The organism is Streptococcus sanguinis (assembly GCF_003943735.1).
Classification (GTDB): domain Bacteria; phylum Bacillota; class Bacilli; order Lactobacillales; family Streptococcaceae; genus Streptococcus; species Streptococcus sanguinis_E.
In genome coordinates, this window is record NZ_RJMV01000010.1 from 50,193 (window position 1) to 75,839 (window position 25,647).

Annotated in this window: 21 protein-coding genes and 4 tRNA genes; 8 read left to right on the forward strand and 17 right to left on the reverse strand. The window is 42.2% G+C overall.

The window, feature by feature from the left end:
* Positions 1-16: 16 nt before the first annotated feature.
* The 12 genes from D8877_RS09630 to D8877_RS09680 all read right to left on the reverse strand — a co-directional run bounded on the left by D8877_RS09630 (position 17) and on the right by D8877_RS09680 (position 14,347).
* Positions 17-2,209 (reverse strand): PTS transporter subunit IIBC, encoded by a 2,193-nt coding sequence (locus tag D8877_RS09630; RefSeq protein WP_011837379.1) that lies wholly within the window; start codon positions 2,207-2,209, stop codon positions 17-19.
* Between the two features lie 287 nt (positions 2,210-2,496).
* Positions 2,497-3,186 carry a response regulator transcription factor gene (locus D8877_RS09635; RefSeq protein WP_002903255.1) on the reverse strand — a complete coding sequence of 230 codons (690 nt, stop codon included), beginning with the start codon at positions 3,184-3,186 and terminating at the stop codon, positions 2,497-2,499.
* A 9-nt stretch (positions 3,187-3,195) separates the two neighbouring features.
* Positions 3,196-4,620 carry an NADP-dependent phosphogluconate dehydrogenase gene (gene gnd / locus D8877_RS09640; RefSeq protein ID WP_002896998.1) on the reverse strand — a complete coding sequence of 475 codons (1,425 nt, stop codon included), beginning with the start codon at positions 4,618-4,620 and terminating at the stop codon, positions 3,196-3,198.
* A 445-nt stretch (positions 4,621-5,065) separates the two neighbouring features.
* Positions 5,066-6,502 (reverse strand): helicase-related protein, encoded by a 1,437-nt coding sequence (locus D8877_RS12460; protein ID WP_260468725.1) that lies wholly within the window; start codon positions 6,500-6,502, stop codon positions 5,066-5,068.
* Positions 6,472-7,563 carry a DEAD/DEAH box helicase gene (locus D8877_RS12465; protein ID WP_260468726.1) on the reverse strand — a complete coding sequence of 364 codons (1,092 nt, stop codon included), beginning with the start codon at positions 7,561-7,563 and terminating at the stop codon, positions 6,472-6,474. The genes D8877_RS12460 and D8877_RS12465 overlap by 31 nt, the downstream gene beginning before the upstream one ends.
* Positions 7,556-8,332 (reverse strand): hypothetical protein, encoded by a 777-nt coding sequence (locus D8877_RS09650; protein ID WP_125341049.1) that lies wholly within the window; start codon positions 8,330-8,332, stop codon positions 7,556-7,558. Before D8877_RS09650 ends, D8877_RS12465 begins: the two co-directional genes overlap by 8 nt.
* Positions 8,333-8,428: 96 nt before the next feature.
* Entirely contained in the window at positions 8,429-11,077 is a 2,649-nt protein-coding gene (locus tag D8877_RS09655; RefSeq protein ID WP_125341050.1) for a valine--tRNA ligase, read from the reverse strand.
* Positions 11,070-11,648, reverse strand: coding sequence for an ATP-binding protein (locus tag D8877_RS09660; protein WP_125341051.1), 579 nt, complete (start codon positions 11,646-11,648; stop codon positions 11,070-11,072). The genes D8877_RS09655 and D8877_RS09660 overlap by 8 nt, the downstream gene beginning before the upstream one ends.
* Positions 11,648-12,208 carry a GNAT family N-acetyltransferase gene (locus tag D8877_RS09665; RefSeq protein WP_125341052.1) on the reverse strand — a complete coding sequence of 187 codons (561 nt, stop codon included), beginning with the start codon at positions 12,206-12,208 and terminating at the stop codon, positions 11,648-11,650. Before D8877_RS09665 ends, D8877_RS09660 begins: the two co-directional genes overlap by 1 nt.
* Before the next feature lie 263 nt (positions 12,209-12,471).
* A complete protein-coding gene (locus D8877_RS09670; protein ID WP_125341053.1) occupies positions 12,472-12,726 on the reverse strand; it encodes a DUF1912 family protein in 255 nt (84 codons plus the stop codon).
* Between the two features lie 26 nt (positions 12,727-12,752).
* On the reverse strand, positions 12,753-14,114 hold the full coding sequence (locus tag D8877_RS09675; protein WP_125341054.1) for a DUF438 domain-containing protein: 1,362 nt from the start codon (positions 14,112-14,114) through the stop codon (positions 12,753-12,755).
* Positions 14,115-14,116: 2 nt separating this feature from the next.
* Positions 14,117-14,347, reverse strand: a complete 231-nt coding sequence (locus D8877_RS09680) for a DUF1858 domain-containing protein (protein WP_125353178.1) — start codon at positions 14,345-14,347, stop codon at positions 14,117-14,119.
* Between the two features lie 252 nt (positions 14,348-14,599).
* On the opposite strand from D8877_RS09680, the gene D8877_RS09685 reads away from it, so the two are divergent.
* The 4 genes from D8877_RS09685 to D8877_RS09710 all read left to right on the forward strand — a co-directional run bounded on the left by D8877_RS09685 (position 14,600) and on the right by D8877_RS09710 (position 20,518).
* A complete protein-coding gene (locus D8877_RS09685; protein ID WP_125353180.1) occupies positions 14,600-16,027 on the forward strand; it encodes an AcpB/EbpR/MafR family transcriptional regulator in 1,428 nt (475 codons plus the stop codon).
* Positions 16,028-16,341: 314 nt separating this feature from the next.
* A complete protein-coding gene (gene glpK / locus D8877_RS09700) occupies positions 16,342-17,850 on the forward strand; it encodes a glycerol kinase GlpK (RefSeq protein WP_111675406.1) in 1,509 nt (502 codons plus the stop codon).
* Between the two features lie 68 nt (positions 17,851-17,918).
* Complete coding sequence (gene glpO / locus D8877_RS09705; RefSeq protein ID WP_125353183.1) at positions 17,919-19,745, forward strand: type 1 glycerol-3-phosphate oxidase; 1,827 nt, start codon at positions 17,919-17,921, stop codon at positions 19,743-19,745.
* A gap of 68 nt (positions 19,746-19,813) precedes the next feature.
* Complete coding sequence (locus tag D8877_RS09710) at positions 19,814-20,518, forward strand: MIP/aquaporin family protein (protein WP_048772879.1); 705 nt, start codon at positions 19,814-19,816, stop codon at positions 20,516-20,518.
* Positions 20,519-20,715: 197 nt separating this feature from the next.
* Here the strand turns inward: D8877_RS09710 and rlmD are convergent, their stop codons facing one another.
* The gene (gene rlmD, locus D8877_RS09715; RefSeq protein ID WP_125353185.1) at positions 20,716-22,086 is read right to left on the reverse strand and encodes a 23S rRNA (uracil(1939)-C(5))-methyltransferase RlmD; all 1,371 of its coding nucleotides are present in this window, start codon (positions 22,084-22,086) and stop codon (positions 20,716-20,718) included.
* A 55-nt stretch (positions 22,087-22,141) separates the two neighbouring features.
* On the opposite strand from rlmD, the gene D8877_RS09720 reads away from it, so the two are divergent.
* The 4 genes from D8877_RS09720 to D8877_RS09735 all read left to right on the forward strand — a co-directional run bounded on the left by D8877_RS09720 (position 22,142) and on the right by D8877_RS09735 (position 24,786).
* Complete coding sequence (locus D8877_RS09720) at positions 22,142-22,918, forward strand: aminoglycoside 3'-phosphotransferase (RefSeq protein ID WP_125353187.1); 777 nt, start codon at positions 22,142-22,144, stop codon at positions 22,916-22,918.
* Between the two features lie 26 nt (positions 22,919-22,944).
* On the forward strand, positions 22,945-23,721 hold the full coding sequence (gene recX, locus D8877_RS09725; RefSeq protein ID WP_125353189.1) for a recombination regulator RecX: 777 nt from the start codon (positions 22,945-22,947) through the stop codon (positions 23,719-23,721).
* A gap of 86 nt (positions 23,722-23,807) precedes the next feature.
* The gene (ntdP, locus tag D8877_RS09730; RefSeq protein ID WP_002896978.1) at positions 23,808-24,341 is read left to right on the forward strand and encodes a nucleoside tri-diphosphate phosphatase; all 534 of its coding nucleotides are present in this window, start codon (positions 23,808-23,810) and stop codon (positions 24,339-24,341) included.
* A gap of 127 nt (positions 24,342-24,468) precedes the next feature.
* A complete protein-coding gene (locus D8877_RS09735; protein ID WP_125341062.1) occupies positions 24,469-24,786 on the forward strand; it encodes a DUF960 domain-containing protein in 318 nt (105 codons plus the stop codon).
* Positions 24,787-25,151: 365 nt separating this feature from the next.
* On the opposite strand, the gene D8877_RS09740 is transcribed toward D8877_RS09735, so the two are convergent.
* The 4 genes from D8877_RS09740 to D8877_RS09755 all read right to left on the reverse strand — a co-directional run bounded on the left by D8877_RS09740 (position 25,152) and on the right by D8877_RS09755 (position 25,593).
* A tRNA-Pro gene (locus tag D8877_RS09740) sits at positions 25,152-25,225 on the reverse strand.
* A 46-nt stretch (positions 25,226-25,271) separates the two neighbouring features.
* Positions 25,272-25,345 (reverse strand) — tRNA-Arg (locus D8877_RS09745).
* Between the two features lie 57 nt (positions 25,346-25,402).
* Positions 25,403-25,476, reverse strand: a tRNA-Arg gene (locus D8877_RS09750).
* Between the two features lie 31 nt (positions 25,477-25,507).
* Positions 25,508-25,593 (reverse strand) — tRNA-Leu (locus tag D8877_RS09755).
* Positions 25,594-25,647 lie beyond the last annotated feature (54 nt).

The window sequence follows — 25,647 nt, forward strand, 5'->3', positions numbered from 1 at the left end:
ATTTCTCTTTTCTATATTACAATTCAACCTTAGCAACAACTGTCTTAGCAGATGCTTGACCAAGTTTTTCTACTGTCACAGACTTGATGGCTGCTGCATTGGTGAAGACTACGATTGTTGAAGTTTCACGTCCTGCTTCCTTGATTGCTTCCAAGTCAGCCGTTACAAGAAGATCTCCAGCTGCAACTTTTTGACCTTCTGAAACATGAACTTCGAATGGTTTACCTTCAAGGCTAACAGTTTCCAAGCCAATGTGTACCAAGACTTCCAGGCCATTATCTGTCACAAGACCGATAGCATGCTTGCTAGGGAAGACGCTAGTTACTGTACCAGCAACTGGTGAATAAATCTTACCATTTTCAGGCTCAACTGCAAATCCATCACCCATCATCTTTTGTGAGAAGACTGGATCTTTAACATCTGCCAAGTCAATGACTTGACCGTCCGCAACAGTTTCAACTTCCTCAGTCACACCTTTGTAAGTAACTTCGGCAGCTGCTGATTCTGCTTTTTGGCTAGGAAGTGTTTCAGGAATCACTTCACCAGAATCCAACAAGTCTTGAATATCAGATTTGAGAACGTCAGCTTTTGGTCCGTAGATAGCTTGAACGCCTTGACCTTTCATAACCAAGCCCATAGCGCCTTCAGCTTTCCACTGTTCTTCTGTTCCAACTTTTTCAGCATCTTTGACAGTCACACGCAGACGAGTCATACATGCATCTACATCTACGATATTAGCGCGACCACCCAGAAGGTTGATAACATTTACTGCTTGAGATGCTTCAGCAACTTTACCACCAGTTGACTCTGATGAAGATGCTTCGTCTGAACCATCTGCTGTTTCATAGTTACCGTTACGTCCTGGAGTTGCATAGTTGAACTTCTTGATCATAAAGTTAGAAATAAGGTACATCACAACACCAAAGAGGATAGTTACCCAAATGAAGTTGATGATATCCATTCCCAAGCCAGCATTGATGGCCATAGGAGTACGGGTCAAGAATTCGATAGAACCAAATGAGTGCACACGAAGGTTTACGATGTCAGCCATTGCAAACGCAGCACCTTGTACAAATGCATAGATGATATACAGCGGTGTTGCAACGAACATGAACATGTACTCGATTGGTTCAGTAACCCCTGTTAAGAAGGTCGCCAAAGCAGTCGCAATCATCATACCTTTGTATTTGTGCTTCTTATCAGCATCTACATTGTGATAGATAGCTGCCGCTACCCCCATAAGGATACCGAATGAACCAATCATCTGACCAACCTTGAATCGAGCTGGATGAACTGTATCAAGCAAGTGTTGGTAAGTAGAAGGATCAGCTGATTTCGTACCAACCAAGTCAGTTACCCAAGCCAACCATAGTGGATCTTGACCAGCTACAGTTGTTCCCGCACCAGAACCAGTAATAACGTGATAAACACCACCTAATTCTGTGTAGTTCATCGGAATGGTCAACATGTGGTGCAAACCAAATGGAAGCAAGAGACGTTCCAAAGTACCATAGATGAATGGTGCTAAAACTGGTGCAGTATCTTGTGAGTTAGCAATCCAAATACCAAAGCTGTTGATACCTGATTGAACAACTGGCCATACGAATGACAAAACAATTGCCACGATTACTGAGCGCAAGATAACAACGAAAGGTACAAAACGCTTACCATTGAAGAATGACAAGGCATCCGGTAATTTACGGAAATTATAGTATTTGTTATAAGCTGTCGCTCCAACAAAACCAGCGATAATTCCGACAAAGACACCCATGTTCAGAGCTGGTGACTCCAGAACGCTGATGAAATAATCAGAAACCTTAATAGATGCGCCAAACATTGTTTTAACTACAGCAGCCTTATCTGAGAGCATATCGCTGGTAACACCAAACATAACACCAGTGATACGGTTAATCAGGATAAAGGACAGACCTGCTGCGAAGGCACCGCCTGCGCGTTCTTTTGCCCAGCTTCCACCAATAGCCAAAGCAAAGAGGATATGCAGGTTACCGATAACCCCCCAACCAATCTGCTCTAAGACACCGCCGATAGTGACTAAAACACCTAGATTTGGATTAATCATCGGGATCGATTTACCGATACTAATCATCAGTCCTGCTGCCGGCATAACAGCAACGACCACCATCAAAGCTTTACCGAATTTTTGCCAAAATTCAAAGCTAAAAATGTTCTTGAATGAATCTTTCATCATTCAGACCTCCTTATATTTTTTGCAAACAAGTCCGTTTTTGTGAAATCGTTTGCATGTCGATACTTCTATTATAGCACGATTTTTTATTTTGTAAAGGCTTTTATAAAAATATTTTCTCTTTTTTTGCATTCCAAAGGCTAAAATCCCTTTTTACGAGACATATTTTTGCTATATTTCAACGAAAACGATTGCATAGAATAATCAGAAAGTCCGCATTATTTCTCCTATCAATACTGTAACAAGCGCAAAAAACTCCGTCTCCCTAAGGAGAACAGAGTTTTGAATTTTTATTCTTGCATGGCATAACCAACACCGCGAACGGTTCTGATATAGCTTGGCTGCCCTTCCACATCAATTTTACTGCGCAGATAACGAATATAAACATCTACAACGTTGGTCTCCGTTGCACTCTCGTACTTCCAGACACGCTCCAGCAGCTGCTCACGGCTCATGACCTTATTGCTGCCCATAAGGGTCACCAACAGATCGTACTCCCGCCGCGTCAGTGCGATAACTTCCTCACCACGGTAAACCGTGTGATTTTTAATATCCACTCGCAGATTCCTATAAGAGGTCGGAATTTTCAAGAGGCTGCAGTGCTGGTCGATAAAGTCACGCCCGCGGAAAATGACAGAGACACGCTCCACTAAGTCACTGATAATGAAAGGCTTGACTACGTATGAAACGGCAAAATGCTGGATTGCTTCCTGCTGCTCTGCAATCTCTTCGCGACTAGCCAGGACGATAATGACGGACGCTGGCTTAATCAAACTCAGCTGCTGAGCAAAGTCGCTGGCAGTCATATCCTGAAGATTATAGTTGAGCAGAAGCAAGTCATAATCGGCATCTTTAGCCAGAGCTAGCCCCTCTTGACCAGTCTCAGCTAAATCTACAAGAAAGCTTTCCTTTTGCAGTTCCAAACTCACAAATCGGGCAAGATTTTTTTCATTTTCTACTAGTAAAATTCGCTTTGCCATAGGCCTATCCTATTTTTCGTCGTACCAAGAATAGTGGTAGGTACCTTCTTTGTCTTTACGGTTATATGTATGAGCACCAAAGTAATCACGCTGCGCCTGAATCAGATTAGCTGGCAGATTTTCCGCACGATAGCTATCAAAGTAAGCAATGGCACTAGAGAAGGTTGGCACTGGTACTCCTGCTTGCACAGCCAAGCTGACAACATCACGGACTGCCTGCTGATATTTAGCCGTAATATCCATGAAGTATTCATCTAAGAGCAGGTTTGCAAGGTCAGCATCACGGCCGTATGCGTCTGTAATCTTTTGCAAGAAGCGGGCACGGATGATACAGCCAGCACGCCAGATAGAAGCAATCTCACCGAACGGCAGATTCCAGTTGTTTTCCTTAGACGCTACACGCAATTGAGCAAAACCTTGAGCATAAGACATAATTTTTGAGAAGTACAGAGCCTGACGGATCTTTTCAATCAACTCTGCCTTGTCTCCCTCAAAGGTGAATGCAGCTGGTTTTGGCAATACCTTGCTGGCAGCCACACGCTCATCTTTGTAGGTAGAAATGTAACGCGCAAAGACTGACTCAGTAATCAATGGCAGCGGCACACCTAAATCCAAAGAAGATTGACTGGTCCACTTACCGGTTCCTTTATTACCAGCCGCATCCAGAATGTAGTCAACGATTGGGCCATCTTGACCTTCATCGTCCTTGCGTGTCAAGATATCCGCTGTAATCTCAATCAGATAGCTGTCCAGCTCGCCTTTGTTCCACTCTGTGAAGATGTCAGCCATTTCACTAGCTGAAAGCCCCAGCAAGTGCTGCATAAGGTCATAACTTTCAGCGATAAGCTGCATATCTCCATATTCAATCCCGTTATGGACCATTTTTACATAGTGTCCAGCGCCATCAGGACCGATATAGGTCACACATGGTGCACCGTCTTCAGGAGCTTTGGCAGAGATTTCTTCCAAGACATCCGCTACCAGCTCATAAGCTTCTTTTTGACCGCCCGGCATGATAGATGGCCCTTCCAATGCGCCCTTTTCGCCACCAGAAACACCTGTACCGATGAAGTTGATACCAGAGTTAGCCAACTCTTCATTACGGCGAATGGTATCTTTGTAGAAAGTATTCCCACCGTCAATCAGGATATCACCCTTATCCAAGTGAGGAAGCAGCGCCTGAATAGTCGCATCTGTACCAGGACCAGCTTGAACCATCAGCATAATCCGACGTGGTTTTTCAATAGAGTTTACAAAAGACTCCACATCATAGCTTGGCACAAAGTTTTTCTCAGGATGAGAAGCAACGACGTCCTCTGTCTTATTTGCTGAGCGATTATAGATGGCAACCGTATAGCCACGAGATTCGATATTTAGAGCAAGGTTACGACCCATAACAGCCATACCAACAACACCAAAATTTGCTTTAGTCATTATGTTCTCCTATAGTTTGTTTGTCTTATTTTATCATTTTTAAGGCTTAAAAGAAAGTATTAAGTCGGTGAGGGATGAAAGAGGAAGGGATAGAAAAACCAAGCTCAGATGAAACTGAACTTGGTTGAGGGAATTTACAGTAAAGTAGAGACTTTCATAATAATCTCCAAATGCATAGTTGGAATGTTCTCTGGCTGAACAACATGAATATCCCAATCATTCAGATGAGTATATAGGTGATTTAACTTATAAGACTGACGTGCATACTAATAAGCTAATTGATTTACACCATTAGGAACTAGTTAGGCTATTCAAATTTCAACTCAATTCCCCAACACCTAAGAAGAAAGCTGCAATGTTGTACTTCTCAGGACGGTTCGAACTTACAAAATTTGTCATGTAGTAACCTGCTTTCTAAAATAAAAGATATATAGCCCTATATAGTTTATAAAAAATATTGTTCTAATTCAAATTTTTCAATTCCTTGCTTAGAGAGTATGTACTCTCTTAAATGATGATTCGCTCTTGGATTATGAAAATCATCAAATTCTATGTTTTGAATTTGGTTATCATTTTTTAGTGTGTTATATAAATTTTTACTTAATCCTAATTGCGAAATTTGTAACTCTTTTATGTCATTTGTTCCAAACATAAACAAATTATACAAATCATCTGAGATAATATTAAATTCTCTTAATGAGTTTACTAATAAACCAACTTCATAATCTACAAATTCATCATCTGTTTGGAGTTTAATAATGGCAATATTATACATATCATATTCTCTAGTTCTATAGTCATTTAAATCTATATAAACTTTTGATCTGGAATCATTATAATCATCCGACTGATACGCTTTTTCCCCAAATTGGCTACCAACATATTGCATGAAATTTTCAGCATAATCCGAAGGAGAACTTAAAATTTTTTTCCAATATGATACTAAATTATTGACTCTAGCCTTTAGAGGGGAGTATGAACTTGGAATAAAACCTGCATAGTAATTAATTGTAGGTTCAAATCGTAAACGTTTGACATTGTTATTCGGATGAAAATACCTATAGTCTATAGCTCTATCGGCACCTTCATTAACAAAATTATCAAAAAACACTTCCTTAACTTTAAGCAATATTTCTTTGTAAACATTATCAGCATTATGGATAATTTCTGTCTCATTTATAATATTCTCTAATTTTATTAAACCTAACTCCGTATAATTTAATAGTTGCTGAGCTCCAGATCTCGTGAGACGAGAAATAAAACTAGGATTATCAAAATCATTAACTATATTACTTTCTAAAGCTAAAATTTTCTCGGAATTTTCTAAATTAGATTTATTTACTACAGAATTCTCTAATAGTGGATTTTTTACAGAATCCTTAATATTACTTCGTAAAGATTCAACTGTTTTCTTTAATTGACCATTCCTATTTTGAGGATAGCTATCAAGTTCCACAAAGTGTACAGGAACTAAGATTTTTTTTAGTTCACCATTATTTGAAAAAATCTCATTCAATCTATTGACTCTACCAACTAAGTTTATTAGTTCATTAGTAGCCGAAAAACCTGAAATAAAGAATAAAGAGTCAATGGGCATATTCATACCAGCGAGAATAACTGAATTGGCAATTAAATGTTTAATTGAAGTATCATCTCTAAAACATTTCAGAAGATAATTCCTTATATTATTTGGTAGTCTACCATGTAGATATAGAATTCCTTTTGATAGAAATTCAATTAGCTTAAATTTAGGATGAACTATATCCTTCAATTCTTCAATTAAATTAACGAGTGATTTTGGTAATTCATCATACTCAGGTAATTGGTCACATAATTCTTCAGCATAATGTTCTATATAAATAGGCCTGTATAAATAATGCAAATTTTTTTATAATTTTTACTACAGTTAACAATATATTTTAAATTATTTTCCGTATTAGATAATTTAAAAAAGGAACCCAAATATTGCTCGAAGACAAACTCTTCATTGGCATTACTAACATATCTTATATCTAAAACCTTTAAATTATTGCTAATTTTANATTGCTCTACATTCCCTTCTTCATTCTTTAACAATAAATTATTAACATTTTGAATTAGAGGTGAAAAATAGTATATATTTAGTTCGGGATTTAGTTTCTTGTTGAGTTTAAGTAATCTTGCTAACAACAGGCTTCTATTTGCATGTTTCAAACCGAAATCAAAGTTAAACAGTTCATGCGCTTCGTCGATATAGAGAGAATCGAATATTAAGTGTTGTTCAATTAACCGCAACGCTCTCTCCTGTGTAACAATCGCAAGTACTCGTCGATCCGAATCATTATAATTCTGTTCATGAGTTATAATTTTTCTATTTACTTCTCTTAGCTTTTTTGCTTCTCGGAATACTTGGTCAATCAACGCTTTAGTAGGTACTATAATTCCAATATTGTCCAATTCATTATTTTCTAAAATATGTTGATAAATTATTTCGCTTTTTCCATATGATGTTGGAGCAACAAAAGCAAAAGTTTTATGTTCTGAAGCAATGATTTCCTTAGATACTTTATCCTGTTCAAACGTGTTTATTTTATCACCGTTTGAGAATTGAGCAAGTTTTAAATCCGAAAGAAAATAATTCAATATTCCTTCATCTACCAAACCACTTTTTAAAAGTTTTCGCGCAATTGGATAATAACCGAAATTAACTGAAAAATCGTATAGAGATCTGTAGTCATTGATTTTAAAGCATGTTCTAACAATAATTGAATACGCAAATTCTATATAATAACTTCTGGATCTATTTTTTTCAAATTCTTCAATAAATAACAATGATATTGCAAATAAATATTCTGCGTCTCGATTAGTTAATTGTTCTTTTATAAACAATAATTCTAAGATAATATTTACAATCTCTTCTCTTTTAGAGAGTGTTGTCAATGTACTTTTCCCATCGCTACTCATCAATGATTTCCTCTAAGTATTCCAAAAAAATTTCAATAGTTTGTAAATTAATTGCGATAATTATCTCATCTTTTGATTTATGATTTTTTATAAAATTATTTAAGGTAGAAATTTCAAAATTAATTTCATTAATATGATGATTCCCTCTCTTATCTGGTATAATCGTCGATCCTATAATAACGTTATTATCCTCAATTTTAAAATAGTCTCCGTTAGTATAATTCGTTGATAATTCCGCAACTCTTTTAACTAAACTATGTGGTGATTGAGCAATTTTTGTATGATTATATGCATTCCGCCACGGATTATTGATTTTTTCATTTTCACCAGATAATTGTTTCTCTAATCCTTTGTATGCTCTATATACTGTATTTCTATGACTATTATTATGTCCTATCTGACTAGATTTACTCTCTAACAACCAGAATTTTTCACCCTCAAGTACAAGACCGTCAAACCCTTTTTTAGCAGAATTTTCCTCTAAATTTCTAAAACAATATTCTTGAGAAAAACCTTTTGTTCTCAATAAACATATGACAACTAATTCCGCTATTGCTCCATTTCTTTTGTTAATGTCAATTCTTCCAAGATAATTTAGCAATTCTCTTGCTTCTTCCTTCAAGGATAAGGAACTTTCACGTCCCGAAATAATCGTTAACAAATTCTCTCTAATAAAAGTTTTATCCGTTTCAGATAACTGTTCAATAGCTAGTCTTAAGTAACGGTAATGCTTCTCACTACGTTCAAACTCAATATCTGATATAGACAATTTAATAACCTACTTTAACACTTTATTTTCCATTATACCAAAAAAACACAGTTTTTGCACTGTGTTTTCATCATATTCATATAATAAATTGGGGTTTTAAACCAATTTCTTCATCTCATCAATCCGCGCTACGGTCGCATCGTACTTAGCTTGGTAGTCGGCTTGTTTGTCGCGTTCTTTTTGAACGACTTCTGGTTTGGCATTGGCTACGAAGCGTTCGTTAGAGAGCTTCTTACCGACCATATCCAGTTCTTTTTGCCATTTAGCTAGTTCTTTGTCAAGACGCGCGAGTTCTTCTTCAACATTGAGGAGGTCTGCCAGTGGCAAGTAGATTTCTGCTCCTGTGATAACGCTTGACATTGCGAGTTCAGGTGCAGGGATGTTTGAGGCGATTTCCAAGTGTTCTGGATTTGTGAAGCGCTTGATGTAGTTGACATTGCTGTTAAAGAAGGCTTCCAAGTCGCTATCGCTTGTCTTAACAAGGATGGTGATTGGCTTGCTTGGCGCCACATTGACCTCAGCTCTGCTATTGCGCACCGAACGAATCAGATCCTTGAGGGCTTCCACGCCAGCTGCTGCCTCGGCATTTTCAAACTCTGGACGAACCACTGGGTATTCTGCTGTCACAATGGTACCTTCTGAGATTTGTCCAAAAATTTCCTCTGTCACGAATGGCATGATTGGGTGAAGGAGACGAAGGATCTTGTCCAAGGTGTAAAGGAGAACAGAACGTGTGATGACCTTCTCTTCTTCGTTATCGCTATAAAGGACTTCCTTAGTCAACTCAACATACCAGTCCGCAAATTCATCCCAGATGAAGTTATAGAGGATGTGTCCAGCCACACCAAACTCAAACTTATCAAAGTTTTCAGTGACTTTTCCGATAGTTTCATTGAGATTGTGGAGAATCCAGCGGTCTGTGACATTTCCAGCTTGACCAGCCGCCACCTGAGCGACATTCTCACGCGCTGCATCCAGCGTTAAACCTTCATTGTTCATGAGGATATAGCGGGAAATGTTCCAGATTTTGTTGATGAAGTTCCAAGAAGCATCCATCTTTTCATAGCTAAAGCGGACATCTTGGCCAGGGGCAGAGCCATTTGACAGGAACCAACGCAGGGCATCAGCACCATATTTGTCAATGACATCCATTGGGTCAATCCCGTTTCCAAGAGACTTGGACATCTTGCGACCTTCCTCGTCACGGATAAGACCGTGGATCAGGACGTTTTGAAATGGCTGACGGCCTGTGAATTCCAAGGATTGGAAGATCATCCGAGATACCCAGAAGAAGATGATGTCGTAACCAGTTACCAAGGTTGAGGTTGGGAAGTAACGTTTAAAGTCTTCTGAATCGACATCCGGCCAACCCATGGTTGAGAAGGGCCAAAGAGCTGAACTGAACCAAGTATCAAGTACATCTTCGTCTTGAGTCCAACCATCGCCTTCCGGCGCTTCTTCACCCACATAGATTTCGCCGTCTGCATTGTACCAGGCCGGAATTTGGTGACCCCACCATAGCTGGCGAGAGATAACCCAGTCGTGGACATTTTCCATCCATTGAAGAAAGGTATCGTTGAAACGAGATGGGTAAAATTCAACCTTGTCATCTGTAGCTTGGTTGACGATGGCATTCTTAGCCAATTGGTCCATCTTGACGAACCACTGGGTAGACAGACGCGGCTCAACCATAACGCCAGTCCGCTCTGAGTGACCAACGCTGTGGACACGTTTTTCGATTTTAACAAGGGCACCGATTTCTTCCAGTTTCTTGACAACAGCCTTTCGGGCTTCAAAACGGTCCATGCCTGCAAATTCAAAGGCCAAGTCATTCATGGTTCCGTCGTCGTTCATCACGTTAACTTGTGGCAAGTTATGGCGTTGACCAACCAAGAAGTCGTTTGGATCGTGGGCAGGCGTAATTTTCACGACACCTGTCCCAAACTCAGGATCCGCATGTTCATCCGCAACGATTGGAATGAGTTTGTTAGCGATAGGAAGGACGACATTTTTACCAATCAAGTCCTTGTAGCGTGGGTCTTCTGGATTGACCGCAACGGCCACATCTCCAAACATCGTCTCAGGACGAGTGGTCGCTACTTCAAGGACGCGTGAGCCATCCTCCAGCATGTAGTTCATGTGGTAGAAGGCACCTTCCACGTCCTTGTGAATCACCTCGATATCAGAAAGAGCTGTGCGAGCTGCTGGGTCCCAGTTGATGATAAACTCACCACGATAGATCCAGCCTTTCTTGTAAAGCTCGACAAAAACCTTGCGAACGGCTTTTGACAGACCTTCATCAAGAGTGAAACGCTCACGAGAATAGTCCACAGAGAGGCCCATCTTGCCCCATTGTTCCTTGATAGTTGTCGCATATTCGTCTTTCCATTCCCAGACTTTATCTAGGAATTTCTCACGACCAAGGTCATAGCGGGAAATGCCCTCACCACGCAAGCGCTCCTCAACCTTAGCCTGAGTGGCAATCCCCGCGTGGTCCATACCTGGAAGCCAAAGCGTGTCAAAACCCTGCATGCGTTTTTGACGGACGATGATATCCTGCAAGGTTGTGTCCCAAGCGTGACCAAGGTGAAGTTTACCAGTCACATTTGGCGGTGGAATCACGATTGAATAAGGCTTAGCCTTTTGATCGCCTGAAGGCTTGAAAACATCAGCATCAAGCCATTTTTGATAACGACCAGCCTCAACCTCGGCTGGATTATATTTAGGTGAAAGTTCTTTAGACATGTGTGTGTCCTTTCTCTATTGTATTCATTTTATCTTGAATCTGCTTAGCAACTTCTTCTGCAGACAGATTCGTATTATTTATTTTAAGGTAGTGGTGCAACTCATTCGGTTGATTTTGAGAATTTAATTGAAGTGTTTCATTGGTCTCTAAAATTTCTCTTTCAGATACCTTAATATGTCGTTTTAAGGGTTTGTGCTTTAAACGGTTCTCCGTTCGATTTCGATGTAAGCGCTCTTCAAGACTTGTTTCCAACTCAACAAACATAACCTCTTGATGGAAGTTATCCAATAAATCCTGAATTTGCTTCAAATAAATCAGCTGGTAATCATTTGAAAAATCAATTACGTCTGTTAAAATAATCGACCTATGATTCCGAGCGCTTGTTTCAAGAAAAGAAAAGGTAATCCCTCGAACAAACTCCCACATTTCCTCTGTAAAGTCCTGATAGATTTCTAGTGCAAAATCTATGGCTTTATGGTTATAAAAGAGGGTAGCATCTGTCAGTCGAGATAACTCTTGACCAATCGTCATTTTCCCAGAAGCTGGAGCCCCAATGATGAAAATGTGCATCAAACCACCTCCCACTCACTCCTCAACAACCCATACCTCAAATCATCACAGCGATTGCCCTGAGCATCTTTGCGGTCTCGGATGCGAGCTTCGAGGGTGAAGCCAAGCTTCTCTGCGACTCGTTGACTTTGGACATTGTAGCCAAAACAAGACAATTCAATTTTATGAAGATTCAATTCTTTAAAAGCCAGATCAATCAAGGCTCGCGCTGCTTCTGGCACATAACCACGTCCCCAATAGTCTGGGTGCAAGGTATAGCCGATTTCCAGCACATCATCTTCATGGCGATGGTTGAAATCAACAGAGCCAACGATTTTATCAGTCCCTTTGACAACAATCCCATAACCTGCTGGGAGATTTTCCTTTTGATTGCGCTCAGTAAGGATATGCTCCAGATAATAAATCTCATCTTCCAAGGTCTTGACGGGCGGAAAGCCTGCTGGGTAGGAGACTTCTGGCCGACTGGCATAGTCAAAGATATCCACTGCATCAGCCACGGTGCGGACTCGTAAGACTAGACGTTCTGTTTCTAATCGATCTGGTAATTGTGCTTGCTCCACCTTCCTACCTTACTTTCCATAAAAAAGTCCCTGCCATATCCATGACAGGGACGAATCAATATCCGCGGTACCACCCAACTTCGGGCAGATGCCCGCAACTCTCGTCTTTGAAGTAAATACAAAGACACTTTTATTTCAATTTTTCATCTCATCAGCAACCAGCCTTGACACAATTGTGGACTTCTCAGCACCGCCACTTTCTGTAAAATGCTTGACTCAAAACACCTCTGATGAACCTATTCTATCACCTTTCCAGCGAAAAATCAATAATTTCTCTCACCCAAAAGTCCATCTGGCAGGTCGTAGAATCCTTTGCCCGCCTGATAGTTGGCGAATTTCCCCAAAAGAAACTGATAGGCGTCTAAACGACTCTCATAGCGAATAGCCGCTTCCTTAGCCCGCTCGTCCTGGTCTGCTTCGTAGACTGCTCGACTCTCCTTGAGGGCCATCTCGTTAATCATGACCTGGGTCTTGACCCAAGCTTCAAAGTCTTGTAAAAATTCCTGTTCGTAACTCATTTTTCTCACTTTCTAACTGCAAATGTCTAGTCCAAATCGCGGTAAAAATCACTGTCAATATCACGGAAGGACTGAATGTCCTGTACATACTCCAGCACCCCCTGAAATTCACCGGACTCATCCCGCACCACCGCATAGGTCACATGAACAAACTTGCCCCGTGATTCCGACTTGAACCACATCTCAAACTTGTCCCGATTTCCCTCACGAAGCGCCTTGAATATCCGCCGCACCTTATCCAAAAACTTAGGCGGGTGGCAGAGCTCGACATTGCGCCCTATCTGGGACGGCGTCCGCTTGAAAATCATCTCGTCCGCCGGCACACTGTCATTATAATACTGGAAAATATCGTCCTTATTGACAAAGGTAATCTCCATGGGCAGATGATCCAAAATCAGATTGGCCTCCGCCACCGACAGATAGCCATGACCAAAAGGCTGCTGGGAGTCCCGATTAATGGCTTGCTCCTTCTTTTCCTTGGGCTTAAAGGAAATGGTGACCTGACCATCCGGCGTATCAATGACCTGCTGAAACCTGCCATCACTAGTCTGTTCTATACTGGCTGGCGCTTCGCTTCCTTCATCAGCAGCATCCCCAGCTTCCTCCTCCGAGAATGAATGTCGCGCAGGAATCCATTTCTCCGTCGGCTTGATGATAGCATAGCCATAAGCATCGCTCTCCTCAGCAATCTTGAGCCAGTCATCCTGAGTAAAGGATTCTAGGAGAATCATAAGAAGGATAGACTCTTCCTTGAAAATCATAGCTTCAAACTCAGCCGCAAAAGTCTCAAACTTGTCCTTGACTTCTTCAATCGAAGTATCCGGCAGCTGCTCTGCAGCAGACTTAGCCACTTGGAAAATGTCTCGAATCTGGTCATCTACCCCCCACATGACTTTGGGCGGCGAATCGTGGCCGTAGCTCTCCATGATGGGAAACATGAGCTCTTCCTTGCGCTGATAGTGAATATCAAACTGCCCTACCAAACCCAGCTGGCGCTGGAGTCCCTTGCGGATTTCAGGAAGAAGCTCTTCATCTTCTGTGCTTTCATAGGTGGATAGGAGCCTACGAACTCGCATAAGGGCAGCCCGCAGCGCTAGATTTTCCTGCTTGAAGACCTGAACAGGATGGCCTGGATGGTCGGTATCAGCCACCTCCACATCCTGAATGGCACCTTTAAAGAGGTTGGCATGGACATTGCAGAGGGACATGACATCTTCAAAGGTCACTCCCGTATCCGAGTTCATCAGCTCATGCTCCATCAGGCTGATTTCAATAGCAGACACACCTGCAAAATGCTCGTTGAAAAGCTCCTGAACGGACTCTGCCGAAGCTCCGTTATGTAAGTCCAGCAAGATAGACTTGAGGACTTCAATGCGTTCAGTAGCCATGCCTAAATCCCCACCACTTCATAGCCATTTAATTCCAGAGTTTGCTTGATTTCATTCAGGTCAATGCCATTCATACCAGCACCTTTTTTGATAGAAACCACGCGCCCGACTGTATTACGCATGACAGGATTGGCCAGAGGCGTAAAGCCCAACTCGACCAAAACATCCAAAACCTCGGGCTGCTTCTCAATCACTTCTGCCACTGGGATAGACAAATCAATCACATTATCCATAACTGCTCCCTCATAGTCATTTTTCTACAATTATACCATAAAAAAGCGATCATACTCAAAGCAAAAAAAGAGAGAGGTTACTCCTCTTATGCTTGTTCAAAGGAAATCGAATAGCGAATTAAGATAGACAGGATGACAGACTTCTGCCTTCCATTATTGCCTCAGGCAACGATAAGAAAATATAAAGCACATTGCTTCGTCTTTTTTCCCTTTTGTGATAAGCTAAGATTAGTGAATTGAGAGGGTTTTCGTATGTATCTTGCAGACTTAATGGAAAAGAGTGAAGCGGGGCAGTTTATTGTCCTGTCCTATTTACAGCAGCATTCTACATCCAGTTTGAAGGACGTTATGTCTGAAACAGGCTTCTCGAAAGCAACCTTGACCAAGTACATTAGCTTGATTAACGACAAGGCTATGGACCATCATGCAGCCTTATCCATCCAGCTTCAGGATGAAACGCTCAGTCTGTCCATCGGACCGGATACCAAGGGACGAGACATTCGCAGACTCTTTTTGGGCAATGCTATTAAATACCAGATTTTAAACTACTTGCTCTATCATCAGCAGTTTTTAGCCCATCAATTAGCTCAGGAACTGATGATCAGTGAAGCAACACTCGGCCGTCATATATCCGGGCTAAATCAGATTTTATCAGAGTTTGAGCTATCTATCCAAAACGGCCGCTTAAAAGGTCCTGAGCACCAGATCCGCTATTTTTATTTCTGCCTCTTTCGTAAGGTTTGGTCTAGTCAAGATTGGGAAAAAGAACTTCAAAAACCAGAAAGAAGGCAGGAAGTTGCCGTCTTAGAAGAACTCTGTGGAGCCCAACTCTCTCAAGGACAGCGATTGGACTTGGCTCTTTGGGCACATATTACCCAACAGCGCCTAAGAGTCAATGCCTGTCAATTCCAAAACATCGAGCAGAAAATGCAGGGCTATTTTGAAAACATCTTCTATCAACGCTTGCATCGCCGAACAAATGATTTCTTTGCCGGACAGCACATCACTCTGAGTCAGGAAGACGGGGAAATGATGATTTTCTTTTCATTTCTGCTTTCCCATCGGATTCTGCCTCTGCACACCATGGAGTATATTCTGGGCTTTGGCGGTGAAATTGCCGGTCTGATTACGCAACTCATTCAAGAGATGAAGGGCCAGGACTTGCTTGGTGACTACATCGAAGATCAAGTGACCTACGAACTCAGTCAGCTCTGCGCCCATGTCTTTCTTTTCAAAGGCTGTCTCTTGCAAGACAAATACAAGCATGATTTGGAATTGCGCCATCCTTACTTATGGAGCGAAGACGATTATCGACAAGTGGCAGACACTATTTTTAGCAAACTGCCTATTTTCCAGCAGGGAACATCTCTGGATAAAAAGGTGTTGTGGGAATGGCTCCAGCTGATGGAGTACATTGCTGAAAATGACGGTCAAGTCATCAAGATAGGCATGGACTTAACAGATAGCTTTATCGTTGTTTCTAGGATGACAGCCATTTTAAGGCGGTACTTAGAGTACAATCGCTTTATTACGATTGAATCCTACGACCTTACCAGAAATTATGACCTCATCATCACCAACAATCCCATCCATCAGGACCAACAGATTCCCGTCTATTATTTAAAAAATGACTTGGATTTGGAAGATTTGGCTCAGATCCGTCACATGATATTTCATTGAGAAGAGGCTGGGACAAAAGTCCTAGCCTCTCAATTATCTTTGGATTGTCGAGCAAGACGCAGTGGTTGAGTGGGCTCTACTACGCTGATTTCATCAGCTTTTACAGCCCTACTCAACTGTGCGGAGGTAGGACGACGAAATCGAATTCTAACGAATTACCGATTTCTGTCCCACTCTCTTCTTTGTGATTTTCGCACAATCTCCTCAACTTTTTTTAAAATTTAAAAAAAGTTGAGGAGCAAGAAAGCGCTTTATTTTATATACTAGTTACTGTAGAGGAAACATCCTCAAGATTTTTACTAGGAGGACAGTTCATGTCACAAGAAAAATACATCATGGCCATCGACCAAGGAACTACTAGTTCCCGCGCCATCATCTTTAACAAAAAAGGAGAAAAAGTTAGCTCCAGTCAAAAAGAATTTACTCAGATTTTCCCTCAAGCTGGATGGGTTGAGCATAATGCCAATGAAATTTGGAACTCTGTTCAATCCGTTATCGCAGGTGCCTTCATCGAAAGTGGAGTCAAACCCAACCAAATCGAAGCTATCGGAATCACCAACCAGCGTGAAACAACTGTCGTCTGGGATAAGAATACTGGTCTTCCTATCTACAATGCTATCGTTTGGCAATCTCGCCAGACTGCTCCTCTGGCTGAACAACTGAAAAGCCAAGGCTATGTGGAAAAATTCCATGAAAAGACTGGTTTGATTATTGACGCTTACTTCTCTGCTACCAAGGTTCGCTGGATTTTAGATCATGTAGAGGGAGCGCAAGAAAGAGCTGAAAAGGGCGAATTGCTCTTTGGTACTATTGATACCTGGCTGGTTTGGAAATTGACTGACGGGGCTTCTCACGTGACTGACTACTCAAATGCAGCCCGTACCATGCTCTATAACATCAAGGAACTTAAATGGGATGAAGAGATTTTGGAAATCCTTAATATTCCAAAGGCCATGCTTCCAGAAGTTCGTTCTAACTCAGAAATCTATGGTAAGACTGCTCCATTCCATTTCTACGGTGGAGAAGTTCCAATCTCTGGTATGGCTGGTGACCAGCAGGCAGCGCTCTTTGGACAGCTAGCTTTTGAGCCTGGCATGGTTAAGAATACTTACGGAACTGGTTCCTTCATCATCATGAATACTGGTGAAGAGATGCAACTATCTGAAAACAACCTCTTGACAACCATTGGCTACGGTATCAACGGCAAAGTTTACTATGCCTTAGAAGGTTCTATCTTCATTGCCGGAAGTGCTATTCAATGGCTACGCGACGGTCTTCGGATGGTTGAAAATTCACCAGAATCTGAAAAATATGCTCTCAATTCTCACAATAATGACGAAGTCTATGTCGTACCTGCCTTTACAGGCCTGGGCGCTCCCTACTGGGATCAAAATGCACGTGGTTCTGTCTTTGGCTTGACCCGCGGAACCAGCAAGGAAGACTTTATCAAGGCTACCCTGCAATCCATCGCTTACCAAGTACGAGACATCATTGATACCATGCAGGTGGACGCTAAGACTGCTATTCAAGTCCTCAAAGTAGACGGCGGTGCTGCTATGAACAACTTCCTCATGCAGTTCCAGGCTGACATTTTGGGAATCGATATTGCCCGTGCTAAAAACTTAGAAACAACTGCTCTTGGTGCAGCCTTCTTGGCAGGACTGTCAGTAGGCTACTGGAAAGACTTAGACGAACTCCGCACTCTCAATGAAACAGGAGAACTCTTTGAGCCGTCTATGAATGAATCCCGTAAGGAACAACTCTACAAAGGATGGAAAAAAGCCGTTAAGGCAACCCAAGTCTTTGCGGAAATCGATGACTAATACTGATTCTTATTTTGATGATAAAGTCAGCAGAAGCAGGAAACGACTAAGTTAGAAAGTGTGTAATTATGGAATTTTCAAAGAAAACACGTGAATTATCGATAAAAAAAATGCAGGAACGCACCTTGGACCTCCTGATTATTGGCGGTGGGATTACCGGTGCTGGAGTAGCCTTGCAAGCAGCTGCAAGTGGCCTGGAGACTGGTCTGATTGAAATGCAGGACTTTGCCGAAGGGACTTCTAGCCGCTCTACGAAATTGGTCCATGGTGGCCTTCGTTACCTCAAGCAATTCGACGTAGAGGTGGTCTCAGATACAGTTTCTGAGCGTGCTGTGGTCCAGCAAATTGCCCCTCATATTCCAAAACCAGATCCTATGCTACTTCCTGTCTACGAAGAAGAGGGTGCTACTTTCAGTCTCTTCCGTCTCAAAGTGGCTATGGACCTCTATGACCTCTTGGCTGGTGTTAACAACACTCCTGCTGCCAACAAGGTCTTGAGCAAGGAAGAAGTCTTAGAACGGGAACCTGAACTCAAGAAGGAAGGCCTGGTCGGCGGTGGTGTCTATCTTGACTTCCGCAACAACGACGCACGTCTCGTGATTGAAAATATCAAACGCGCCAACCAAGACGGCGCCCTGATTGCCAACCATGTCAAAGCAGAAGGTTTCCTCTTTGACGATTCTGGAAAGATTACAGGCGTTGTTGCGCGTGACCTCTTGACGGATGAAGTCTTTGAAATCAAGGCTCGCTTGGTCATCAACACAACTGGACCTTGGAGCGACAGCGTGCGCAATCTGTCAAATGACGGTGAGCAATATTCTCAAATGCGTCCAACAAAGGGGGTTCACTTGGTGGTTGACTCTAGCAAGATCAAGGTTTCTCAGCCAGTCTACTTTGACACAGGCTTGGGAGACGGCCGGATGGTCTTTGTTCTTCCGCGTGAAAATAAAACCTACTTTGGTACGACTGACACCGACTACACTGGCGACCTAGAGCATCCAAAAGTAACACAAGAAGATGTGGATTACCTTTTGGGCATTGTCAATAATCGCTTCCCAGAAGCAAACATCACGATTGACGACATCGAAAGCAGCTGGGCAGGTCTGCGTCCTCTGATCGCAGGAAACAGCGCTTCTGACTATAACGGCGGAAACAACGGTACCATTAGCGATGAAAGTTTCAATGCACTGATTGCGACCGTTGAAAGCTATTTGGCTAAAGAAAAATCCCGTGAGGATGTTGAATCGGCTGTTATGCAACTCGAAAGCAGCACTTCTGAAAAACACTTGGACCCATCTGCTGTGTCCCGCGGTTCCAGCTTGGAACGTGATAACAATGGCCTCTTGACCCTTGCTGGCGGTAAGATTACGGACTATCGTAAGATGGCTGAAGGCGCTATGGAGCGTGTCCTTGAAATCCTCAAAGCAGAATTTGACCGCAGCTTCAAGCTCATCAACTCTAAGACCTACCCTGTTTCAGGCGGAGAGCTCAATCCAGCAAATGTGGATTCCGAAATCGAAGCATTTGCTCAACTTGGTGTCTCACGTGGCTTAGACAGCAAAGAAGCCTTCTATCTTGCAAATCTTTACGGTTCAAATGCTCCTAAAGTCTTTGCCCTCGCTCACAGTATCGAAGAAGCACCAGGTCTCAGCCTAGCGGATACCTTGTCACTGCATTATGCTATGCGTAATGAATTAGCGCTCAGCCCAGTTGACTTTTTGCTTCGCCGGACAAACCACATGCTCTTTATGCGGGATAGCTTAGATGCGATTGTAGAGCCTGTTCTGGATGAAATGGGACGATTCTACGACTGGACAGAAGAAGAAAAAGCAGCTTATCGAAAAGATGTTCAAGCTGCCCTTGCAAATAACGATTTAGAAGAATTAAAAAAATAGAAAATACGAGAAGAGGCGGTAGGCAAAACAACTGTCTGCCACCCCTTCTTTTAAATGGAGTAACATAAATGATGAAAGAAATATTTGGCGAATTTTTAGGAACACTGCTCTTGCTCCTTCTGGGAAATGGTGTAGTTGCAGGTGTAGTTCTTCCCAAAACTAAGAGTCACAATTCAGGCTGGATTGTGATTACCATGGGATGGGGGATTGCCGTTGCCATCGCTGCTTTTGTATCTGGCAACCTTGGCCCAGCCCATCTGAATCCGGCCCTAACTATTGGAGTAGCCCTGAAAGGTGATTTGCCTTGGGCATCTGTTCTTCCTTACATCCTTGCTCAGTTTGCAGGTGCTATGGTCGGACAGTTCCTCGTCTTCCTACAATTCAAACCTCACTATCTAGCTGAAGAAAATCCGGCTAACGTTCTGGGTACATTCAGCACAGGCCCAGCTATCAAAGATACCTTCTCTAACCTGATTAGCGAAATCCTTGGAACCTTTGTTCTTGTACTGACTATCTTCGCTCTTGGGCTTTATAAACTACAAGCAGGCATTGGCACTTTTGCAGTCGGAACATTGATTGTCGGGATTGGTCTTTCTCTTGGTGGAACAACTGGCTATGCCCTCAACCCGGCTCGTGACTTAGGACCTCGCATTATGCACAGTCTCCTTCCGATTCCAAACAAAGGAAATGGCGATTGGAGCTATGCTTGGATTCCTGTTGTCGGACCAATTATTGGTGCTGTCCTTGCAGTCCTAGTCTTCGGTTTATTCTAATATAACTGATTGCCATTGGAGAACACTTAACGAGTGTTCTCTTTTTTACTAAGTGATTAGACGGAGACTAACCTTCCGAACTTACTCTTCCGATAAAAACCATTGTAATTTTGACAAAAGAAAAGACTTAGCCCTGTATTACAAGAAAACTAAGTCCTTTTTAGAATGATTTATCAACTTTAGCGAGCTGTTTCTAATTAACTCAAACGAGTGCTATTTCTCTTAGACAATTTCACTACTGCCTCGGTCCGAGCAGTATGCGGAAACATATCAACCGACTGGATGTAGTGGACATCGTAGACCTGACAAAGCTTGACCAGATCCCGAGCCAGAGTTGAGACATTGCAGGAAACGTAGACCATCTTCTCAGGTGCATAGCGGACAATCGTCTCCAGCAGCTTATCGTCCAGACCAGTTCGAGGCGGATCGACAATCAAGGCATCCGCCCGATAGCCCTCAGCGTACCAGCGAGGAATAATCTCCTCTGCCGTCCCAGCCTCGTAGAGCGTATTGTCAAAGCCCATTCGTTTCGCATTGCGCTTAGCGTCTTCAATGGCCTCAGGGATGATGTCCATGCCACGCAGAGACTTGACCCTTTTAGCAAAGGCAAAGCCGATAGTACCCACTCCGCAATAGGCGTCAATCAAATGGTCTTCTTTCGTCACATCCAGCGCCTTAACCGCCTCCCCATAGAGCACCTCAGTCTGCTCAGGATTGAGCTGATAGAAAGCTCGAGGAGACAGGGAGAACTCATAGTCCAGCACCCCTTCTTGGATAGCCTCCTCGCCCCAGATAATCTCTGTCTTATCCCCATAAATCTCACTGGACTTGCTCGTATGATAATTGACCGCTACTGTCTCCAACTCTGGAAATTCAGCCACTAGATCTCGAACGACTGGAGAAAAGTCCAGCTTACGCCCTGTCACAAAAATCATCTGCACCTGCCCCGTCTTTCTGGCCCTGCGAATCATGACAGTGCGTACTCCAGCAATCTTCCTCTCATCATAGATAGGCAGCCTATACTTACTTAAAAGCCGAGCCACCTTATTGATGATGTTTTGCGTTACCTTGTCCTGAACCAGACAGTTTTTCAGCGAGACCAGATAGTGGGAATTCTGGGCATAAAGCCCAGCCTTAACCTCATCCTTGAACTTCCGAGTCTGAAACTGTAGCTTGGCCCGATAATAGAGCGGCTCCTGCATACCAATGGTCGGACGAATCTCGTAGTTTTCGTAACCAGCTGGCGCAAATTTTTTCAAGGCCTGACGCAGCAAATCCTCCTTAAACTCCAACTGCTTGCCATAGTGGAGGTGCATGATTTGACAGCCCCCACACCTATCATAAATCTCACAAGGCGCCTCCACCCGAAACTTCGAGCGCTTGTTGATGGTCAAGAGCTTGGCCTCGATGAAATTACGCTGAACCTTAGTCACCTGACAGTAGACTTCCTCACCCTTCAAAGCCCCTGGCACAAAGACCAGCGTTTTCTTATAAAATCCAATCCCTTCCCCATTAATCCCCATTTTCTTAATTTTCAAAAGAATTCTTTGTTTCACTTTCACATTCATGCTTCTATTATACCACGCCGCCTCGCATTAGTTGAGAATATGTTACAATAAAAGTATGAAAGCAGAAAAAATATCCCTTCCACTAGCCCATTTCCCTAAGCAAATACGAACTTATCTAGAGGGGGCCAACTTTTACGACAGCTCCTCACATTCTGCAGCCAGTGTTTTCTATGCTGATACGGGCTATTATTTGAAAATCGACCAAAAAGAACAGTTAGCCCAAGAAGCCACACTTGCCAAATGGTTTGAAAAGCAAGGACTCGGTGTACCTGTCATCCACTACCTAGCAGCAGATAAAGACTACCTGCTGACTAAAGAAGCCAAGGGTAAGGACGCCCTAGCCTTTCTCCAACAGCCAGAAGAACTTTGCCAAACGATGGCTGCCGCACTCAAAAGACTTCACAGCCTCCAACCCCAGCATTTCCCAATCCAGCATCGCCTCCAACACTATAAAGAACAAGCAGAGGAAAATTATCGGAAAGGCTGTTTTTATCAAAAAGCTTTATTGCCTCAATTTCATATCCAAAGCCGAGAGGAAGCTTACCAGCTTATCCAAGAACAGGGACACCTACTGACGGCGGACACCTTGATTCATGGAGATGCCTGTTTGCCTAATTTCATTCTGAAAGACGCTTCAACCTTCTCCTACTTTATTGACCTTGGCCTCGCTGGCCTTAGCGACCGCCACATTGATCTTTACTGGGCAATCTGGTCTCTTACTTATAATTTATCTGACCCTCAATATGCAGAGCTCTTTCTTGACTACTATGGCCGGAAGGATGTTGATACAGACAAACTGCGCTTGATTGCTGCCTTTGAAGCATTTGGCTAAAAGAAAGGATTCTACCAAAATCTCTTATGAAAATCACAAAAATTGAAAAGAAAAAAAGACTCTACCTCTTGGAGTTGGACGATAGTGAAAAGCTCTATATCACAGAAGACACCATCGTTCGCTTCATGCTGTCCAAAGGAATGGAAATCACAGAGCAGGAGCTATCAGAAATTCAAGGCTATGCCCAATTTTCTTACGGAAAAAATCTAGCCCTCTATCATCTCTCCTTCAAGCAAAGAACTGCTAAGGAAGTTAAAGACTACTTAACGCAGCACGACATCCAACCAGAAATCATCAGCCAGGTCTTGGACAATCTAAAAAAGGATAATTGGATTAATGATAGAAAATATGCTAACTCTTTCATCCAATCCAATCTTCTCACTGGTGATAAAGGTGCTTTTGTTCTCAAACAAAAACTCAGTCAAAAAGGGATTTCAAGTACTATCATAGAAGAGGAATTGAACCAGTTTGATTTCACTGAACTAACAGACAAGGTTGCCGAAAAATTGCTCAAAAAACACCAGGGAAAACTGCCCAGCAAGGCCTTACAAGATAAACTTCTTCAATCTTTGATAAACAAAGGTTTTTCATATAGCCAAGCCAAAACCGCCTATCAGCATTTGGAAATCGAAGAAGACCAAGAAAACCAGCAAGAGCTGCTCTATAAAGAGCTAGACAAGCAATACCGCAAGTACTCAAAAAAATACGACGGCTATGACTTAAAACAGCGTCTGACCCAAGCTCTAGCACGCAAAGGCTATGATTTCTCCGACATCGCTAGCGCCCTGAGAGAATATCTTTAAGATTTCCAATGAAAACTTATGCATTTCTATGAAAATATGTTACAATATAGAAGATGAACTTATAAATTGTAGAAAGTTGGTAAGTTATGAAACTTCCAAAAGAAGGCGACTTTATTACAATTCAAAGTTATAAGCATGATGGGAATCTTCACCGCACCTGGCGAGATACCATGGTACTAAAGACAACAGAAAACGCCATTATTGGTGTTAATGACCACACACTGGTAACAGAAAGTGATGGCCGACGTTGGGTAACTCGTGAACCAGCCATTGTCTATTTTCATAAAAAATATTGGTTTAATATCATTGCCATGATTCGCGACAATGGAACTTCATACTACTGCAACCTGGCCAGTCCTTACTATCTGGATAATGAAGCTCTAAAATACATTGACTATGATTTAGACGTCAAAGTCTTTGCTGATGGTGAAAAACGTCTCTTGGATGTAGAAGAATATGAACGCCACAAAAAACAGATGCACTATTCTGATGATTTGGATTTCATTCTCAAAGAAAATGTCAAAATCCTAGTTGATTGGATTAACAACGGAAGAGGTCCATTTTCAGATGCTTATGTCAATATTTGGTACAAACGTTATGTTGAACTAAAGAATCGATAAAGTTGTCAAAGAGCGTAAGCTCTTTTTCTTTTATCTAATTCGGCCTCACTAGAGCTCAAATTCTTGCAATCTCAAGCATTTTCGGGTATCATATAAGAAAATCCAGACTGTAAGAAAGGAGTCTCCCATGGCATTTACAAATACTCTCGGACGATATGCCAGCTTTGGCATCATGACGAGCCTCCCTGAAGAAATTGTCGACTCATTCTGGTATATCATTGATAACAATCTCAAAGGTGTCTTTGAACTTCGCCCAGTCCTTAAATTTGAAATCATCAATCGCCAAGGAAGAGTATCTCTACGATTCTCACAAAAAAGCTTCAACACCATTATTTCATTTGACTTAAACTATCAATTTGACCCTTTCTTTCCCAGAAAAGTCTACATCGTTGATAACAAGGGCAAAGAAACCATTATGCTATCTGACGAATACTCTTTGATGTAGTAAATCAAACTCAGCACATATAAAAACCTCTGAAAGCCACTATTCACTGCTATCAGAGGTTTTTATCCTTAATATTACTCATCTCAAATAAAAAGTACATTTCAGCAGCTTGATACAGCCTAAACTCCCGGAACACCAGTCTTTAAAACCAAACTAAATTAAGTAATCAAATTCCTTGCTTTCTAATAAGATTATATAAAGAGACGAGACCAGTAGTTCTAAAAGAATATATTGCTTATTAATTCCGACTATAACTAAGGATTCTTAATAACAGCAGATGTTAACTAAGTCATAGATACTGAACACAGAGTTTTCTTGAAACACAAAAAAGATAGATCAGTATATCTATCTTCTATGTTATCTAGTCGGGAAGACAGGATTCGAACCTGCGACACCTTGGTCCCAAACCAAGTACTCTACCAAGCTGAGCTACTTCCCGGTGTTTAAACAATCTAAAAACGGAGCCCTAAGACTTCGCTTCCAAATGCACCCTAGAGGAGTCGAACCTCTAACCGCCTGATTCGTAGTCAGGTACTCTATCCAGTTGAGCTAAGGGTGCTCACTATTCATATTAAATTCATTATAGCAAAACTTAAGAAAAAATCAAACAATTTAATGCACCCTAGAGGAGTCGAACCTCTAACCGCCTGATTCGTAGTCAGGTACTCTATCCAGTTGAGCTAAGGGTGCTCATCTTCTTCTACTGCCTCTTACAAGTCTATGCCGAGGACCGGAATCGAACCGGTACGATCGTTACCAATCGCAGGATTTTAAGTCCTGTGCGTCTGCCAGTTCCGCCACCCCGGCCGCCTCAAGCGAACGACGGGATTCGAACCCGCGACCCCCACCTTGGCAAGGTGA

What these genes read in the sequence shown, in the direction of transcription:
- gnd (WP_002896998.1), bottom strand. Translation starts at nt 4,620, where the DNA reads ATGACTAAAGCAAATTTTGGTGTTGTTGGTATGGCTGTTATGGGTCGT.
- D8877_RS09670 (WP_125341053.1), bottom strand. Translation starts at nt 12,726, where the DNA reads ATGAGTTACGAACAGGAATTTTTACAAGACTTTGAAGCTTGGGTCAAG.
- recX (WP_125353189.1), top strand. Translation starts at nt 22,945, where the DNA reads ATGAAAATCACAAAAATTGAAAAGAAAAAAAGACTCTACCTCTTGGAG.
- glpK (WP_111675406.1), top strand. Translation starts at nt 16,342, where the DNA reads ATGTCACAAGAAAAATACATCATGGCCATCGACCAAGGAACTACTAGT.
- D8877_RS09710 (WP_048772879.1), top strand. Translation starts at nt 19,814, where the DNA reads ATGATGAAAGAAATATTTGGCGAATTTTTAGGAACACTGCTCTTGCTC.
- D8877_RS09630 (WP_011837379.1), bottom strand. Translation starts at nt 2,209, where the DNA reads ATGATGAAAGATTCATTCAAGAACATTTTTAGCTTTGAATTTTGGCAA.
- D8877_RS09635 (WP_002903255.1), bottom strand. Translation starts at nt 3,186, where the DNA reads ATGGCAAAGCGAATTTTACTAGTAGAAAATGAAAAAAATCTTGCCCGA.
- D8877_RS09735 (WP_125341062.1), top strand. Translation starts at nt 24,469, where the DNA reads ATGGCATTTACAAATACTCTCGGACGATATGCCAGCTTTGGCATCATG.
- ntdP (WP_002896978.1), top strand. Translation starts at nt 23,808, where the DNA reads ATGAAACTTCCAAAAGAAGGCGACTTTATTACAATTCAAAGTTATAAG.
- D8877_RS09680 (WP_125353178.1), bottom strand. Translation starts at nt 14,347, where the DNA reads ATGGATAATGTGATTGATTTGTCTATCCCAGTGGCAGAAGTGATTGAG.
- D8877_RS09655 (WP_125341050.1), bottom strand. Translation starts at nt 11,077, where the DNA reads ATGTCTAAAGAACTTTCACCTAAATATAATCCAGCCGAGGTTGAGGCT.
- D8877_RS09685 (WP_125353180.1), top strand. Translation starts at nt 14,600, where the DNA reads ATGTATCTTGCAGACTTAATGGAAAAGAGTGAAGCGGGGCAGTTTATT.
- glpO (WP_125353183.1), top strand. Translation starts at nt 17,919, where the DNA reads ATGGAATTTTCAAAGAAAACACGTGAATTATCGATAAAAAAAATGCAG.
- D8877_RS09660 (WP_125341051.1), bottom strand. Translation starts at nt 11,648, where the DNA reads ATGCACATTTTCATCATTGGGGCTCCAGCTTCTGGGAAAATGACGATT.
- D8877_RS09720 (WP_125353187.1), top strand. Translation starts at nt 22,142, where the DNA reads ATGAAAGCAGAAAAAATATCCCTTCCACTAGCCCATTTCCCTAAGCAA.
- rlmD (WP_125353185.1), bottom strand. Translation starts at nt 22,086, where the DNA reads ATGAATGTGAAAGTGAAACAAAGAATTCTTTTGAAAATTAAGAAAATG.
- D8877_RS09675 (WP_125341054.1), bottom strand. Translation starts at nt 14,114, where the DNA reads ATGGCTACTGAACGCATTGAAGTCCTCAAGTCTATCTTGCTGGACTTA.